The 15,685-nt window shown below is 68.4% G+C and carries 15 protein-coding genes and 1 pseudogene; 14 read left to right on the forward strand and 2 right to left on the reverse strand.

Annotation, left to right across the window (positions count from 1 at the left end):
- Nucleotides 1-261 precede the first annotated feature (261 nt).
- The 7 genes from C4B68_RS24790 to C4B68_RS24820 all read left to right on the forward strand — a co-directional run bounded on the left by C4B68_RS24790 (nucleotide 262) and on the right by C4B68_RS24820 (nucleotide 5,669).
- Nucleotides 262-918 (forward strand): hypothetical protein, encoded by a 657-nt coding sequence (locus C4B68_RS24790; RefSeq protein ID WP_099504439.1) that lies wholly within the window; start codon nucleotides 262-264, stop codon nucleotides 916-918.
- Nucleotides 906-1,964: a hypothetical protein gene (locus C4B68_RS24795; RefSeq protein ID WP_099504441.1), complete on the forward strand. Its 1,059-nt coding sequence runs from the start codon at nucleotides 906-908 to the stop codon at nucleotides 1,962-1,964. Before C4B68_RS24790 ends, C4B68_RS24795 begins: the two co-directional genes overlap by 13 nt.
- A gap of 121 nt (nucleotides 1,965-2,085) precedes the next feature.
- Nucleotides 2,086-2,403, forward strand: a complete 318-nt coding sequence (locus C4B68_RS24800) for a hypothetical protein (protein ID WP_099504443.1) — start codon at nucleotides 2,086-2,088, stop codon at nucleotides 2,401-2,403.
- A 116-nt stretch (nucleotides 2,404-2,519) separates the two neighbouring features.
- A complete protein-coding gene (locus tag C4B68_RS24805; RefSeq protein WP_240634457.1) occupies nucleotides 2,520-3,752 on the forward strand; it encodes a putative T7SS-secreted protein in 1,233 nt (410 codons plus the stop codon).
- A gap of 92 nt (nucleotides 3,753-3,844) precedes the next feature.
- A complete protein-coding gene (locus C4B68_RS41405; protein ID WP_143674390.1) occupies nucleotides 3,845-4,465 on the forward strand; it encodes a hypothetical protein in 621 nt (206 codons plus the stop codon).
- On the forward strand, nucleotides 4,462-5,148 hold the full coding sequence (locus C4B68_RS24815; RefSeq protein ID WP_099504449.1) for a hypothetical protein: 687 nt from the start codon (nucleotides 4,462-4,464) through the stop codon (nucleotides 5,146-5,148). Before C4B68_RS41405 ends, C4B68_RS24815 begins: the two co-directional genes overlap by 4 nt.
- Nucleotides 5,145-5,669, forward strand: coding sequence for a hypothetical protein (locus C4B68_RS24820; protein ID WP_143674392.1), 525 nt, complete (start codon nucleotides 5,145-5,147; stop codon nucleotides 5,667-5,669). Before C4B68_RS24815 ends, C4B68_RS24820 begins: the two co-directional genes overlap by 4 nt.
- Before the next feature lie 120 nt (nucleotides 5,670-5,789).
- On the opposite strand, the gene C4B68_RS24825 is transcribed toward C4B68_RS24820, so the two are convergent.
- On the reverse strand, nucleotides 5,790-5,984 hold the full coding sequence (locus C4B68_RS24825; RefSeq protein ID WP_099504453.1) for a DUF397 domain-containing protein: 195 nt from the start codon (nucleotides 5,982-5,984) through the stop codon (nucleotides 5,790-5,792).
- Nucleotides 5,985-5,996: 12 nt separating this feature from the next.
- Nucleotides 5,997-6,278, reverse strand: a pseudogene (locus C4B68_RS24830) (Scr1 family TA system antitoxin-like transcriptional regulator); the annotation flags it as partial.
- A 408-nt stretch (nucleotides 6,279-6,686) separates the two neighbouring features.
- On the opposite strand from C4B68_RS24830, the gene C4B68_RS24840 reads away from it, so the two are divergent.
- The 7 genes from C4B68_RS24840 to C4B68_RS24870 all read left to right on the forward strand — a co-directional run bounded on the left by C4B68_RS24840 (nucleotide 6,687) and on the right by C4B68_RS24870 (nucleotide 15,541).
- Entirely contained in the window at nucleotides 6,687-7,613 is a 927-nt protein-coding gene (locus tag C4B68_RS24840) for a hypothetical protein (RefSeq protein WP_240634458.1), read from the forward strand.
- A gap of 170 nt (nucleotides 7,614-7,783) precedes the next feature.
- The gene (locus C4B68_RS24845; protein ID WP_099504455.1) at nucleotides 7,784-9,166 is read left to right on the forward strand and encodes a nitrate/nitrite transporter; all 1,383 of its coding nucleotides are present in this window, start codon (nucleotides 7,784-7,786) and stop codon (nucleotides 9,164-9,166) included.
- Nucleotides 9,167-9,283: 117 nt separating this feature from the next.
- Entirely contained in the window at nucleotides 9,284-10,441 is a 1,158-nt protein-coding gene (locus C4B68_RS24850; RefSeq protein ID WP_099504457.1) for a uroporphyrinogen-III synthase, read from the forward strand.
- A gap of 218 nt (nucleotides 10,442-10,659) precedes the next feature.
- Nucleotides 10,660-11,253: a CGNR zinc finger domain-containing protein gene (locus C4B68_RS24855; protein ID WP_240634459.1), complete on the forward strand. Its 594-nt coding sequence runs from the start codon at nucleotides 10,660-10,662 to the stop codon at nucleotides 11,251-11,253.
- A gap of 360 nt (nucleotides 11,254-11,613) precedes the next feature.
- Nucleotides 11,614-12,201, forward strand: a complete 588-nt coding sequence (locus C4B68_RS24860; RefSeq protein WP_099504461.1) for a sigma-70 family RNA polymerase sigma factor — start codon at nucleotides 11,614-11,616, stop codon at nucleotides 12,199-12,201.
- Between the two features lie 38 nt (nucleotides 12,202-12,239).
- Entirely contained in the window at nucleotides 12,240-13,022 is a 783-nt protein-coding gene (locus C4B68_RS24865; protein ID WP_240634460.1) for a zf-HC2 domain-containing protein, read from the forward strand.
- Between the two features lie 83 nt (nucleotides 13,023-13,105).
- Entirely contained in the window at nucleotides 13,106-15,541 is a 2,436-nt protein-coding gene (locus C4B68_RS24870; protein ID WP_099504465.1) for a HelD family protein, read from the forward strand.
- The last annotated feature ends 144 nt before the right edge of the window (nucleotides 15,542-15,685 follow it).

Below are 15,685 nucleotides of genomic sequence, written 5' to 3' on the forward strand. Positions count from 1 at the left end.
CCCTCACACCTCCTCGTATCCCTCAAGCCCTGAAGTGGCGTCGCCGCTTCGGGGCTTGAGGCTTTGCGGCGGCCAACGCGGTGACGCTTCCCACGCTCCACATCACTCAATCGGAGGTTTGGAGCGGCTCGTTGGTCATGCTCTGTCACGCTATGCCCGACCAATCTTCCCCCCTTGGCGTTATTCGCTCTGGTGTCGTCACACGCGTCCCCGATAGCGTGTTGCTGCCCTCCCGAACCCCACGCCGCACAGGAGCCTGCCGTGAACCGCCGTCCTCGCCTGCTCGCTACAGCCGCCGTTGGTGCGGCGGCTGCACTGCTTCTCGCTGCTTGCGGCGGGGGTGACGGTGGGTCGAAGGACAACGACAAGATCGCCGGGGCCGGCACGGCAAGCGAGACGTCGGCGTCGCCGAGCGTGAGTGCGACGGCCTCGGCCGCGCGTCCGACGATCAAACTGCCGTCGGATCTGGCGTTCACCTTCTCCCCAGAAAAGACTGGCGACGCCACGCAGGATGCAATTCTGAGGGACAACGCGGAGTTCATCCGCGCACTCAACTCTGCTATTGATGCTCAAGACCCGAGGCTGCCAGCCCTGGAGTTCTACACCGAGGGTGAAGGTGCGGTGGCTGCCGAGCAGTGGGTCAAGGCCTTCAAAGACGCAGGCTGGACGGTCACCGGAAGTGTGCGTTACTTCGACCGGCAAGTCATGGTGAAGTCCCAGGAAGCGGCTTCTCTTAGTTACTGCGCGGACGAGAGTAAGGGCTTCAGCAAGGTCATCAAGACCCAAGAGGTCAAGAAGACGAAGGTCACCAAGAACAGCTATGTCGCCTATGGGGCTCAGGTGCAAAGGAACCGGGAAGGAGTCTGGGAGCTCGTGAAGATCGCGTCCACTCGAGGGGCTGACAGGTGCCAGCCGTGATCCGACTCTTCCGCTTGGCAACGGCTGCGATCGCAGCAGGAGCACTCTGCTTGGTCTCCTCTCCCTCTGCCTTCGCCGATCAAACTCCTCCCGGTGGAGGGTCGATTGGTGGAGGGTCCGGCTCTGGGGCAGGAACTGGTGCCACGGGAGGGACTGACGGCGACACGATCAACGCGACGGCGGGCGGGATTGTCTTCGACCGTTCGAAGAACGGCAAGGGCGGCACTGTGGGTGCCGTCACGTCGACCACGACCTGGTCCCCGCCGGCCTGCTGGTACGCCCCGAAGTACACGCCTGCGCAGCTCAAGGCGTACTTGGAGCCGATCTGGGAGGCTGGCTCCACGGGTTACGAATGGGATGCGCAGCAGCGTGACCGTTATGTGAACGGTGATCCCTATAAGGACTTCAACAAGGACAAGACGGGCAAGGGTTACTGGTGGGACTCGTACGTTGACGAGAACTACCCACCCGGCTGGGACAAGTGTAAGGAACCTATCTTCTGGGTGGACGAGGGTGATGACCCGCCCGCTGACATCGAGAACGCTGTCACGCCCGAGATTCTTGCCGAGCTCGCGTACGCCGAGATCCGTGTCCCCAGTACCAAGGTGACTCTGGCGCCCGAAGGAACGACTAAGGTCAACCTGCCGACCTGGGCCTGGCTAGACGCTGCCGAGTTCAAACCGGTTTCGGTCACCGCGTCCGTGCCGGTGCTCGGCATCGAGGCGACAACGACAGCCGAACCGGTGTCGCTGAAGATCGGGCCGGGCACGGAGGACGCCACGACATATCCCGCTTCCGGTGTCTGCGGGCTCAACGGCGATCGGATCGGTGAGGCGTACGCCAAGGGGAAGTCGGACGAGACCCCACCGTGCGGTGTGAGGTACCTACGTTCCTCGGGCGGGGGCTCGTATCAGCTCAAGGCCACGATCACCTGGAAGATCTCGTGGACGGGCACGGGTGTCGTCGGTGCGCAGCGGTTGCCGGACGGCGAGTTCGGCGCGGAGCAGGACGTCGTCGTGCAGGAGATCCAAGCGGTCAACCGTTGAACGCAGGATGCGTTTCCGGCCAATGGCCAACCGCGGCCTTGGGAGCGGTTGGCCTGGTGGGGCGACGTGTGGCTAGGGTCGTTCCTTCCTCGGAGAGGCTGACAGGACGGAGCGGGACGCAGTGGCGGAGCGGCTGGCGGTCGACGGTGACGAACTCGCGCGTTTCATGAAAATGCTCAACAAATCCGCCGATTCGCTGAAAGGTGTCCGCAAGGCGCTGTCAGACGCGACCGTCACCGGACTGGGCACAGACGATCTCGACGGCGCATGCCAGGACTTCCAGGAGGACTGGAAGTACGGCTCGGAGGAGATCGGCAAGCAGACGGAGGACCTGGCCGAGATCATCGGCAAGAGCAAGGACAGCTACCGCGAAGTGGACGTAGCCCTGGAACAGGCTTTGAAGGAGGCCGGCGAAGGCAAGGGTGGAGGCAAGAAGTGAGTGTCACCCCGGGCGTTGAGCCCTCGCCGTACCCCGACTCCCAGGCTCGTAGAAACGGCTCCCTTCCCCAAGGGCTGAAATCCTCTCCGGAGATCCCGAACCCCAACTACCCGCACTTGGGCTTCAATCCCGTGCCGGGCGACACGGAGACGGTGCAGACGCTCCGTAAGAAGCTCTCCGGTTGCGCCAAAGTCCTCTCGGACACGCACGACTTGGTGACCAAGCTCCTGGACGGCAGCTACTGGAAGGGCGACGCCGCCGTCGCCTTCCGTGAACAGCTCGACGGCGGCCCGCTGCCGCTGAACCTGAAGAACGCGGCGCACTCCATCGGCAAGGCGGCCAAACAGCTGAGCCTCTGGGAGGGCGAACTCGACGACTTCCAGCGCCAGGCGAAGAAGCTGGAGGAGGAGGCCAAGGACGCCCAGGACGCGGTGGACCGTGCCAAGGGGCGCGCCACCAGCGCCGGCGACAGTCCTGCCCTGGACAAGAAGGGTGCCGACCAGGAGGCCGCCCAGAAGGCTCTGGACCGCGCGAACACGGCGGTCGAAGAGGCCGAGGCTGAGTTGGAGAAGATCCGCGGCAGGGCGAGGAAGCTCGCCGAGGAGCACGAGAACAAGGCCAAGTACCGCGCGGGCAAGATCCGCGACGCGACGGACAAGCTGGCGCCGCATGAGCCGGGGTGGTTCGACGACGCGCTGGATTGGCTGGACGAGAATCTGCCTGACATCCTCAGCTTTGTAGCTGGGGTCATCGGGGTCGTGGCGATCCTCTTCGCGGGCCCGTTGGGGATGGCGATGGTGGCGGCGCTGATGCTGACGGCTTCTGCCTTGAGTGCAACTGCCTTCGCATACCGTCTTTCCGACCCCGAGACGCGGTCCTCGCTCATGGACGGCTTCACCAAGGGTGAGCTCGACGCCGACTTCTGGAGCAACGTGGTCTCGGTGGGAGCTGACATGGCGGGGGCATTTCCAGGGCTGGGAGCGGTCGTAGGAGGGGCCAGAGGGTTGAGAGGTGCGATTCGGACCGGGAGCGAAGCCTTGACGCTCGGGCAGAAGTTCGCCACGTTCGGCACCAAGACCATGGAAAGCATGCAAGGCATCGCGCGGCTGGACAATCCGCTGACTGCCCGGGGCGTACGCGGTCTCGGCCTCAACCCTGACACTGCGGCCAAGGCCGTGGCCGCGACCTCGGGCCTGGTGGGTGTGGGTACCGGTGGTTTCGGCCTGTACAACAAGGTGGCGGACGCGGATGACAGCAAATACAAGGACGGTACTGTGGCCGGTATCGACGGTACGCGCCTAGTTATCGACAACGGTGGGATCCTCAACCTTGTCCGCCATGTTTTCTGACAGCCGCCCCCTGAAGAGGTAAACCTGTGAATCCCGCTGACTATCCAACCGCCTGGGACCACCCAGCCACCCGCCGGGCTTGGGCAGGCCACATGGCTATGAACGTGGTTGGCCTGATCGGTTGGATTGTTAGCTGGTGGGCTCTGCTGTACGTACTGGTCGTATTCCTTTCTCCAGGTTTCAGCTTCTTGTTTGTTTTGCCTCTTTTGTATTGCTTTTACCGGGCCGTGACGCAACTGCGCTACTTCTCTCCGGCAGTTCGAATGCGTCGGATTCTGCGAACCTATCCCTGGCAGATGGTGCAAAACGCCCCGCACGCGTTGACTGAGCGCCCCGATGTCCCCGGAATGAAGAACGGATGGTTCGAGTTCGTCAACCCGGCCCGCCCCGAACAACGACTCGCGCTTTCATTCCGGACACATCTCCGGGTTGAGTGGTGGCACCGCCGGATGGCTCCGCGGGCCAAGCCGCATCTGAAGGAGCAGATCCAGACCGTCTGGTTCGCGGGCGACCCGCGTTTCATCGGCCTCATTGCCGCGTCTGCGCGTAGTGGTTCCGCGCCGCGTCGCTTGCATGCTCTTGAACAGTGGACGGCATTGCAGGATGGCCAGACCTTCGCCGACTGGGCGGCCACCCCGGATGACATCGAGCGCGGTCGACGCGTCGGCATCTTCCCGGGCACCCCGCCTCCCCGAGTAGGAGGAGGCCTGTGAGTGCCCCTACGTTCCTCCTTGATGACTCCGTCAATGACCCGGAAGCTGAGCTCTGGTTCGCGGAACCCGCCGGCTTCACCGCCCTCCCTCTCGACGCCCTGCTGCCCGAACCTGGCTCCCCGGCGGCCGACCAGTTGCGTACGGCCGTCGCGCCCTTCCTTGACGCGGCGGCCGACGAGATGGCCCGGCAGCAGTTCATCGCGCAGTTCGCGTCAGCTCAGCAGTTGATGAGTGCGCTGCGTGAGGTGGGCACTGTGCATTGCTCCATCGGCCTGCACCGTGACGACGTGGACGAGAGCGGCGCGAGCGGCGGCCAGCCGCTGCTCTCCTTTTTCACCGTCTCCTGGCGTGAAACGGCGGTGGCTCCACGTGGGGTGACGGCCGCCCGTGCGGTGACCGGTACCGAGGGGCACACGCACACCGAGTACCGCGAACTGCCCTGCGGCCCGGCTACGTTCAGCGAGACCGTCCGCACGCCTTCGGCCGACAGCGGGCTCCCAACGGCTCCCTTGCTCCAGGTCTATGCCTACCTGCCCCACCCGGACTGCAAGCGACTGGCTCTCCTCACGCTCAGTACGACGGCCATGGCTCGCCGTGCGGAGTACCGCACGATCCTCCGTCAGATCGCGGACACGGTCAGCTTCGACAATCCGCTGGATGCGGACTCCAGCAAGGCACCATGACCGCGAACAAAGGCTCCGCCAGCCCAGAAAACGGCACGAATCGCCAGCGTGGCGTGACCTGTCTCATCGTGGTGGGCATCGTCCTCGGACTTGTGGTTGTCCCTGTCTGGGGGAAGCAGGCCTGGGGCCCGGAAGTCTGGCGCTGGGCGGGCGGCTCTTGCCCTGGTGGGGCGTACGGTTTCGCGGTGGTGGCCGGTCTCGCCGTTCCCCTTCTGTTCGTGATCTTCGCCCTCTGCCTGTTCCAGGTGGTGGAGCCATGGAAGCCCAGACTCCGGCGCTTCGTCTGGGGTGTGGGTGCCGTCGTCTGTGTCGTCACCCTTGAAGTTCTCTTCGGTGCCATCATGGAATCACTGCCCTTTGGTGGCGGCCGGCATGGTGGTCCAGGCGGCACGGACACCTCTAGGCAATACCCGGCGCTCTGGGCAATCGGCTTTGCCGCCAGCCTCGTTGGCATTCCTTTGGCGGTGCTGCTCGTCCGGGTGTACGACAGGCTGTTCCCGCCTCGTGCGGCTGCCTCGTGAGGGTGCCTTTGCGACCGCGTCGCCGTAGACAATTGGAGACTTTGGGCCACCCGGCGTGTGGTGCCGCCCGTTGATTTCGGCCTTCTTGGGAGCAGCGCGTGGCCCAAATCTGCCAATTGGTCAGGCGCGACGCCTCGACGGGTTCGTCTTCAGGGTGCGTATCAGGGCGCTCAGGGGATCGCGGGTGGTTGTGAGGATGATCTGCGGTTCGTCGCTCTCGCGGAGGTGGATGGCATCGGGAGCGGGGGCCGCGACGTAGACGCAGTTGGAGGCGTCGGGGCTGTACGTCGACTTCTGCCAGTGGAGGTCGGACACGGTTGGGCTCTCTTAGGTGTTCTTGGCGATGCGGTGGATCAGGTCGCGGGACTCGGCGGGCTTGAGGGCGTTGGCCTCCATGCGGTCGAGCACGTAACGGTACTTCTCCAACTGTGCCTGGGCGTCCAGGAATTCGCAGCCATGATGGGTGTCCAGCTGAACGGTGTCCAGCTGAACGGTGTCGAGCTGCGGGACCGCGCCGACCAGATAGTCGATGGACTGTCCCGTACCGGGGAAAGAGCCCTTGCCGAACGGGATGACTCGCACGGTGACGTGGTTCAACTCGCCCATTTCCTATTCCTGCGCCCTTCGACGAGCCTCCCGGGGGTCGCGTCCCGCCCGTTCCCGTGGGCGCTGAGTGTGGGCGCGGGCTGTTCCTGGTGCGGGAGTACGCGGATGTATGGGGTGCCTGGCCGCTCGATGAAGGTCTCTTGGGGCGGGGCGCGGGGAAGTTGCTGTGGTTCGAGGTCGGGAGGTCCCGGCTTGCTCGGGCCTCCGTGGCTGCATGACTGAGGTGGCAGGTGTCGTCTGCCGCGTGCTGTGTGGTGGTTGTGCGCGGGGTCACCGGGGTGTCACCGGTTCGTCAAGGGCGTGTCAAGTGGGGGCTCCCGTGGTTTTGGTGGCGCGTGTGGGCATGACACCGTAGGGCGGTTAGAGCGGTTGCGGAAGTGAAGAGCTTTCGCCGGGTGGGGAGTTGGATCGGTGAGTAAGCGGCAGATTCGGAAGATGTTCCAGCTGATGGCGAGTGGGGAGGCGGTCGAGCTCACCAGTCCCATGGCCCCCGTGAAGAAGCTCGCCCGACTTGCCTTCGTCGCCCAGCAGTTCGGGTATGAGTACGCGGATGTACGGCAGGGCGGTGGGCGGGACGCCTCGCTCAAGATGCTCCTCGTGCCCGATCCCAGTCCGCAGGCTCGGGCGCGCGCCGCGCAGAACTGGGCGCAGTTCCCGAAGGCCGCGGACGGGGAGTCGTTGCCGCCTGTCATTCCTGACGCGCTGGAACTGCTGAAGGCCCGGATCAACTTCGATCTCACCGGGAAGAGCGCCGAGAAGCGGATGCTGTACGGCGTCGTCGGCGTCACCGTCGCGTGCCTGATCCTGGCGGTGCGGACCGGTGGGGACTCCGTCGCCTTCGTCGTGGCGGGCGTGTTCTGGGCGGTGCTCATGGCCGTCTTCGGTATCGGTCTCGTCGTCACGCGCAAACGCAACGCCAAGTTCGCGGCGCGGTTGCAGGCCGCCGGGTTCACGCCTGTGACGGAGGAAGGCGGCCGGGTGCGGTATCTGCCGCCGGCGGCTTACGCGGCGCAGCAGCATATGCCGGGAACCTATGCGTCGTACGCTCCGGGTTCCTATGCCCCGCAGGCCCCGGGTTCCTATGCGCCGCAGGCGCCCGCGCAGCCCCCGGCCCCGGGTTCTTATGCGCCGCAGGCGCCCGCACAGCCCCCAGCCCCCGTCCCCTACACCCCGCCGGCCCCCGCCGGGGCGTACGGATCCCCGTACCCCGGCCAGCAGGCCCCCGGCCAGGCCCCAAGCCTCTACGCCCAGCCCGGCCCCGCACCCCAGCAGCCCGGCCCCGCCCCCGGCCCCTACGGAGGCCACCCCCAGCCCACCTGGCACCCGCCCCAGCAGTAGGCCACCCGTAACCCGCGCCCCCCGGAACCGTCCTCACCGACCCCCCTCCCCCCGAGTGAGAGCAACGTTCCCTTCCAGTCACCCACAGCCACAGGCCGGAAACGCACCCTCCCTACCTTCGGGACTCAGCCCACCGAACCACCTGAGTCCCGGAGCACCGTGGAGGCGTCATGACAGCCCCGAGCACAGCCCCCGCACCGAGCAGGGGAGGCCGCTGGATCGAGCACTGGGATCCGGAGGACGAGGCCTTCTGGAACGAGACCGGTGAGAAGGTCGCCCGGCGGAATCTGGCCTTCTCCGTGCTCTCCGAGCACATCGGGTTCTCGATCTGGACCCTGTGGTCCGTGATGGTGCTCTTCATGGGCCCGGAGTACGGGCTCACCCCGGCCGACAAGTTCGTCATCGTCTCGATGGCGACCCTCGTCGGCGCCATCGTGCGCGTCCCGTACACCTTCGCCGTCGCGGTCTTCGGTGGCCGGAACTGGACGATCGTGTCCGCGTCGCTGCTCCTGCTCCCGACGATCGCGGCGTTCGTGGTCATGGAGCCGGGGACGTCCTTCACCACGTTCCTGCTGTGCGCCATGCTCGCCGGTATCGGAGGCGGAAACTTCGCCTCCTCCATGACCAACATCAACGCCTTCTTCCCCCTCCGTAAGAAGGGCTGGGCCCTCGGCCTCAACGCCGGCGGAGGCAACATCGGCGTCCCCGTCGTGCAGCTCGTCGGCCTCGCCGTCATCGGCGCGAGCGCCGGGCCGCGCGTGCTGCTCGGGATCTACATCCCCTTCATCGTCGTCGCCGCCGTCCTCGCCGCCGTCTGCATGGACAACATCTCGTCCGTGAAGAACGACACCGGCGCCGCCAAGGAGGCCGTCCGCGACCCCCACACCTGGATCATGTCCTTCCTCTACATCGGGACGTTCGGGTCGTTCATCGGCTACAGCTTCGCGTTCGGGCTCGTGCTCCAGACACAGTTCGGGCGTACGCCGCTGCAGGCCGCGTACGTCACCTTCATCGGCCCGCTGCTCGGCTCCCTGATCCGTCCCGTGGGCGGCTGGCTCGCCGACCGCTACGGCGGCGCGAAGATCACGCTGTGGAACTTCGTCGGCATGGCCGTCGCCACCGGCATCATCGTGATCGCCTCGATGCGGGAGTCGCTGCCGCTGTTCACCACCGCGTTCATCGTGCTGTTCGTGCTCACCGGCCTCGGCAACGGGTCGACGTACAAGATGATCCCCGGCATCTTCCAGGCCAAGGCCGTCGCCAAGGGGCTGACCGGTGAGGAGGCCGCCGGATACGGGCGACGGCTGTCCGGTGCCTCCATGGGGCTCATCGGGGCGGTGGGCGCGCTCGGCGGGCTCGGCATCAACCTCGCCTTCCGCCAGTCGTTCCTGAGCGTGGGCTCCGGCACCGGCGCGTTCGTCGCCTTCCTCGCCTTCTACGGCGTCTGCTTCGTGGTCACCTGGGCTGTATACCTTCGCCGCCCGGCCGCCGCACCACAGGCCACAGCTGCCGCATCCGAGGCGAAACCGCAGCTCAGCTATGCCGAGGTGTGACGTAACACCGTCGACATGAAGCAAGACCGAGCCTGTCACGCGCTGTTGACAGGCTCGGTCGGCATGCAGGTGCCCCAGCCTCCTGCGGTGCGACGACTCAAGTGCGGGACGAGAGCCATGTACGACGAACGACAGCGACCAGACCACGACCACGGCCCCCTCGCCGGATTCACCGTCGGCGTGACGGCAGCCCGCCGTGCCGACGAGCTCGGCGCGCTGCTCCAGCGGCGCGGCGCCTCCGTGGTGCACGCGCCCGCCCTGCGCATCGTGCCGCTCGCCGACGACAGCGAACTGCTCACCGCCACCAAGGAGTTGATCGACCAGGTCCCGGACGTGGTGGTCGCCACCACCGCGATCGGGTTCCGGGGCTGGGTCGAGGCCGCCGACGGATGGGGGCTCGGCGAGGACCTGCTCGCGCGGCTGCGGGGGGTCGAACTGCTCGCCCGCGGGCCCAAGGTCAAGGGCGCCATACGGGCCGCCGGGCTGACGGAGGAGTGGTCGCCGTCCTCCGAGTCCATGGCCGAGGTGCTCGACCGGCTGCTGGAGGAAGGGGTCGACGGGCGCCGTATCGCCGTACAACTGCACGGCGAGCCGCTGCCCGGGTTCGTGGAGTCGCTGCGGGCCGCGGGCGCCGAAGTGGTACCCGTGCCGGTGTACCGGTGGATGCCGCCGGAGGACATCGGGCCCGTCGACCGGCTGCTCGACGCGGCCGTCACCCGCGGCCTGGACGCGCTCACCTTCACCAGCGCGCCGGCCGCCGCATCCCTGCTGTCCCGGGCGGAGGACCGCGGGCTGCTCCCGGAACTCCTCGCCGCCCTCCACCACGACGTGCTGCCCGCCTGCGTCGGCCCGGTCACCGCGCTGCCGCTGCAGGCCAAGGGCATCGACACCGTCCAGCCCGGGCGCTTCCGGCTCGGCCCCCTCGTACAGCTGCTGTGTCAGGAACTGCCTGGGCGGGCGCGGGCGTTGCCCATCGCCGGGCACCGGGTGGAGATCCGCGGGCACGCGGTGATGGTGGACGGGGCGCTGCGGCCCGTACCTCCCGCCGGGATGGCGCTGCTGCGGGCCCTGTCGCGGCGGCCCGGCTGGGTGGTGGCCCGGGCCGAACTGCTGCGCGCGCTGCCGGGAGCCGGCCGGGACGAGCACGCCGTCGAGACGGCGATGGCCAGGCTGCGTACGGCACTGGGCGCACCCAAGCTCATCCAGACCGTCGTCAAGCGCGGCTACCGGCTCGCCCTCGACCCGGCCGCGGACTCCAAGTACGCCGACGCGTGACTCCAAGTACGCCGACGTATCGCGCCCTCGGCGCAGCTCGCGGCTCACGCGCGCGGCCGTGTCAACGCGCGTCCGGAACGGAGCGGTACTGAGTCTTCCGGCCGGGCGTGCGGGCAGGCACTGTAGGGGGTACGCATCCCATGAGCACCTTTCCTCGGTATCTCACCGACCCCTCATGGCGGTAACCCCTAGGCGGTGACAGGCACATGGCATCGGGCATGGCCACGGCCACGGCCTCGGCCTCGGCCTCGTACGAGCTGCGGTTCGACTCCGGGCGGATCTGCCTGGACCTGACGGCGACCACCCACCCCGAGGAACGGCTCGACTCGGCCGCCCGGCTGCGCGCCTGGATCGCCGCGTCGGGACTCGTACCCGCGGGGACACCGCTCGCGGCGGTCGACGCGACGTGGCTGCTCGCCTTCTGTGAACTGCGCGGACACATCGCGCAGTTGGTGCGGGGCGAACTGGACGCGCGCCCCGCCGAAGCGGCCCTCGCGCGCGTCAACGCGGTCGCGCTGGGCACTCCGCCCGCCCCCTGGGCCGTACGCGCGGACGACGGTTCCCTGCACCGCAGGCTGCGCACCCCGCCCGGCTGCGCCGAACTGCTCTCCGTCGTCGCCCGGGACGCCCTCGACCTGCTCACCGATCCCGTGGCGCGGGCGAGCCTGCGGCAGTGCGAGGGGGACAACTGCCCGATCGTCTATCTCGACACCTCCCGGGGCAGGCGCCGACGGTGGTGTTCCAGCGAGGTGTGCGGCAATCGTGAGCGGGTGGCCCGGCACCGCCGCCGGGCGGCCCTCGCGCGCGCCTGATCACATCCGTGCACGCGCGCCTGATCACATCCGTGCACGCGCGCCTGATCACATCCGTGCACGCGCGCCTGATCGCACCGTACGCGCCCAACTCACCGCATCCGTACGCGCCCAACTCATCGCCGTACGCGCCCGACTCGTCGCCTCCGTCCACGCGCGCCCGATCGCACCCGTTCGCGCCCACCCCAACCCCACCCGTACGTGATCTCCCAGTCACCCGAGGTGATCAACGCGTGCCTTCGCGCCGCCTTCGCAACTCCAACAAGAAATATCTGGCTGCTCATTGAACACACGCACACCCAGGCACGTACCGGGATATGAGCGACCGACTGGGGGAACCCCCGGACACCGGAGGTAGGCGTGCGCAAGGATTCCGCCGTGGCTGATGAACGAAGGCCAAGGGCCCGACATCGCGTGAATCCGTCCTCCTCCTCGTCCGGTGAACCGGACGAGGAACTCATGCGTGCGCTGTACCGGGAACATGCGGGACCGCTCCTCGCATATGTGCTGCGGCTGGTCGCGGGGGACCGGCAGCGCGCGGAGGACGTCGTGCAGGAAACGCTCATCCGTGCCTGGAAGAACGCCGGTCAGCTCAATCGGGCGACCGGTTCGGTACGCCCCTGGCTGGTGACGGTCGCCCGGCGCATCGTCATCGACGGCCACCGCAGCCGGCAGGCCCGGCCGCAGGAGGTCGACCCGTCGCCGCTGGAGGTCATCCCCGCGGAGGACGAGATCGACAAGGCGTTGTGGCTGATGACACTGTCGGACGCGCTGGACGACCTGACCCCTGCTCACAGGGAGGTCCTGGTCGAAACCTACTTCAAGGGGCGTACGGTCAATGAGGCTGCCGAGACCCTCGGCATACCCAGCGGCACTGTGCGCTCACGGGTGTTCTACGCCCTGCGGTCGATGAAGCTGGCGCTGGAGGAGCGGGGGGTGACGGCATGAACACATACGGGGGATACGGAACGGGTGGTCCAGGAGCCATGCAGGGTCCACGGGGTCAGCAGAACCCTGGTGACAACATCCACGAGACCGTCGGCGCCTACGCCCTCGGCATTCTCGACGACGCGGAGGCGACCGCCTTCGAGGCGCACCTCGCCACCTGCGAGTGGTGCGGCCAGCAGCTCGACGGGCTCGCGGGCATGGAACCGATGCTCGCCGCGCTCGCGGATCTGCCCGCCTCGCAGGGCAGCCCGGCGGTCGCCGAGTCCCTGTCCGCCCGCCCGAGCCCGCGGCTCGCGGAGCGGCTGGTCGACGAGGTGGCCGAGCGGCGCGCCAGGAAGCGCCGGCGCGGGATGTACCTGGTGGCGGCCGCGGCAGCACTGATCATCGGTGGTCCGCTGACGGTGATGGCGGTCAACGGCGGCGACGACGGCGCCACGACGCCCCAGGCGCACGCCACCAGCCCCGCCAAGGCCGCCTTCGACATCCTGGCCGACAAGCGCGAGGCCACGGACCCGAAGACCCAGGTCAACGCTGTTGTCGCCCTCGAGGAGAAGGCCTGGGGCACCCACGGCGTCCTCCAGCTCAAGAACGTCAAGGGCCCGCTCAAGTGCTCCCTGATCGCCGTCGGCAAGAACGGCGAGCGCGAGACGGTGACCTCGTGGTCGGTTCCGGAGTGGGGTTACGGCATTGCGAACGCCAAGACGGAGCAGGCGAAGAACCCGCTCTACGTGCACGGCGGCGCGGCCTTCAAGCCCAACGAGATCGACCACTTCGAGGTCAAGTCCTTCGACGGGAAGCTCCTCGTCAGGGTGGACGCGTGAGCAAAGCCAGAGCGCGCACGTAGCCTCCCAGGGCCCCCTTCGCGTACGGTTGACGGCTGCCCAGCACGTCAGAAGGGGGCCCGGTGGCCGCTCAGGCTCAGCAGGAAACCGCGCTCGACTCGGTCCACGATTCCGTACGGGACCGGGAGATCAGCGTCGAACAGGAACATCTCGACCGGGTGTACCGGCGCCTCGAGGAGAAGATCGACGAGGCGGAGTTCCTGATGAACGACGCCGCCCAGCGCGGTCAGGTCGGTACGCCGGGGGCGCTCGCGGAGCGCGACGCCCAGGTGTTCCGGGCGGGAATCCACCTCAACCGCCTGAACAACGAGTTCGAGGACTTCCTCTTCGGCCGGATTGACCTGCTTCAGGGCAAGGACGGCAAGAAGGGTCCGGACGGCGCGTACACGGCGGTGGAACCGGCCGAGGGCGCGGTGCGGGACGACAACACCGCGGACATCGCGGAGACGCTCCACATCGGCCGTATCGGCGTACTGGACGCGGATTACGCCCCCCTGGTGATCGACTGGCGGGCGCCCGCGGCGGCCCCCTTCTACCGCTCGACCCCGGTCGACCCGGGCCGTGTCGTACGCCGCCGGGTCATCCGCTCCAAGGGCCGCAAGGTCCTCGGCGTCGAGGATGACCTGATGCGCCCGGAGCTGAAGGCCTCCCTCGACGGCCGCGAACTCCCGGCGATCGGCGACGGTGCCCTCATGGCCGCGCTCGGCCAGGCCCGCAGCCACACCATGCGCGACATCGTGGCGTCGATCCAGGCCGAGCAGGACCTCGTGATCCGTGCCCCCGCCGCCTCCGTCACGTACGTGGAGGGCGGCCCCGGCACGGGCAAGACGGCGGTGGCCCTGCACCGCGCCGCCTACCTCCTCTACCAGGACCGCCGCCGCTACGCGGGCGGCATCCTGATCGTCTCGCCCACCCCCCTGCTGGTCGCCTACACCGAGGGCGTCCTCCCCTCCCTCGGCGAGGAGGGCCAGGTCGCCATCCGCGCGATCGGCTCCCTCGTCGACGGCGCGGAGGCCACCCTGTACGACTCCCCGCAGGTGGCCCGCGCCAAGGGCTCGTACCGGATGCTCAAGGTGCTGCGGAAGGCGGCGCGGGGCGTGCTCGAGCCGGGGCCGAACGGGGCGCGGGCGGGCGGCGCCGAGCAGCTCGCCCTCGGCGGCGAGGCCGGTGGGGCCGACAGGGCCGGCGGGGCAGGGCCGTGGGCCCGTGACGGCCGTGGCGCCGATGGCGTTCCCACGCGGCTTCGCGTCGTCGCCTTCGGACGGCGGCTCGAGCTGGAGGCCGCCGAGCTGGACCGCATCCGGCGCAACGCGCTCAGCGGGACCGCGCCGGTCAACCTGTTGCGGCCGCGTGCGCGCAAGCTGCTGCTCGACGCGTTGTGGACGCAGTCGGGCGCCGGTACGCGGCACGCGGACCCGGAACTGGCCGCCGAGCTGCGGTCGTCGTTCGACGAGGACATCACGTCCGAGGACAGTTTCATCGCGTTCCTGGACGCGTGGTGGCCTGAGCTGACCCCGCGGGATGTCCTTGCCGCCATGGCCGACGAGCGGCGGCTCGGGCGCTGGGCCCGGCGGATCCTCAACCCCGGCGAGGTCCGCCGGGTGGCGCGCTCGCTCAAGCGGGACGGGCTCTCCGTGCACGACGTGGCCATGCTCGACGAGCTCCAGGCGATCCTCGGCACACCCGCGCGCCCCAGGAAGCGCCGCGACCTCGATCCGCTCGACCAGCTCAGCGGCCTCGAGGAGCTGATGCCCGTACGCGAGGAGTCGCAGCGCGAGCGCGCCGAGCGGCTCGCGCAGGAGCGGACCGAGTACGCGCACGTCATCGTCGACGAGGCGCAGGACCTCACGCCCATGCAGTGGCGGATGGTCGGGCGGCGGGGGCGTCATGCCACCTGGACCGTCGTCGGGGACCCGGCGCAGTCGTCCTGGTCCGACCCGGACGAGGCCGCCGAGGCCCGCGACGAGGCACTCGGGACCCGTCCCCGGCGCCGTTTCACCCTCACCGTCAACTACCGAAACCCCGCCGAGATCGCCGAGCTGGCCGCCAAGGTCCTCGCCCTCGCCATGCCGGGCTCACAGTCCCCGTCGGCCGTACGGTCCACGGGCGTCGAGCCCCGTTTTGTGACAACGAACAATGGACACAGCGCCGTCGTACGGGACTCGACGGCGCAGACGGTCAGGCAGGAGGCCGCACGGCTGCTCGACCGCGTCGACGGCACGGTCGGTGTCGTCGTCGCCATGAACCGCCGCGAGGAGGCCCGGCGCTGGCTGGCCGGGCTCGGCGACCGCGTGGTGGCGCTCGGCAGCCTGGAGGCGAAGGGACTGGAGTACGACGCGACGGTCGTCGTCTCGCCGGCGGAGATCGCCGACGAGTCACCGGCGGGCCTGCGCGTCCTGTACGTCGCCCTGACCCGCGCCACCCAGCAGCTGACCCTCGTCTCGGGCGACCGCGACGAGCCGGACGGGCACGGGGTGCCGGATCTTCTGCGGGACTGAGTTCCGGTGTCCGGCCGGGACTGAGCTCCGGAGGGAGCTCGGACGGAGCCCGTGGCCCTGAAATGAACTTCCGGTACGGGAATGGCCTTACGGGAACTGTTTGTTAGCCTGGGTGTGACACCGGCCCGATCCAAGCCCCCGGGC

It is taken from the genome of Streptomyces dengpaensis, assembly GCF_002946835.1.
GTDB classification, from domain to species: domain Bacteria; phylum Actinomycetota; class Actinomycetes; order Streptomycetales; family Streptomycetaceae; genus Streptomyces; species Streptomyces dengpaensis.

Excerpts from the sequence above, each read along its gene's own strand:
- C4B68_RS41405 (WP_143674390.1), top strand. The coding sequence starts at position 3,845 with ATGGCTATGAACGTGGTTGGCCTGATCGGTTGGATTGTTAGCTGGTGG.
- C4B68_RS24820 (WP_143674392.1), top strand. The coding sequence starts at position 5,145 with ATGACCGCGAACAAAGGCTCCGCCAGCCCAGAAAACGGCACGAATCGC.
- C4B68_RS24845 (WP_099504455.1), top strand. The coding sequence starts at position 7,784 with ATGACAGCCCCGAGCACAGCCCCCGCACCGAGCAGGGGAGGCCGCTGG.
- C4B68_RS24850 (WP_099504457.1), top strand. The coding sequence starts at position 9,284 with ATGTACGACGAACGACAGCGACCAGACCACGACCACGGCCCCCTCGCC.
- C4B68_RS24855 (WP_240634459.1), top strand. The coding sequence starts at position 10,660 with ATGGCCACGGCCACGGCCTCGGCCTCGGCCTCGTACGAGCTGCGGTTC.
- C4B68_RS24865 (WP_240634460.1), top strand. The coding sequence starts at position 12,240 with ATGCAGGGTCCACGGGGTCAGCAGAACCCTGGTGACAACATCCACGAG.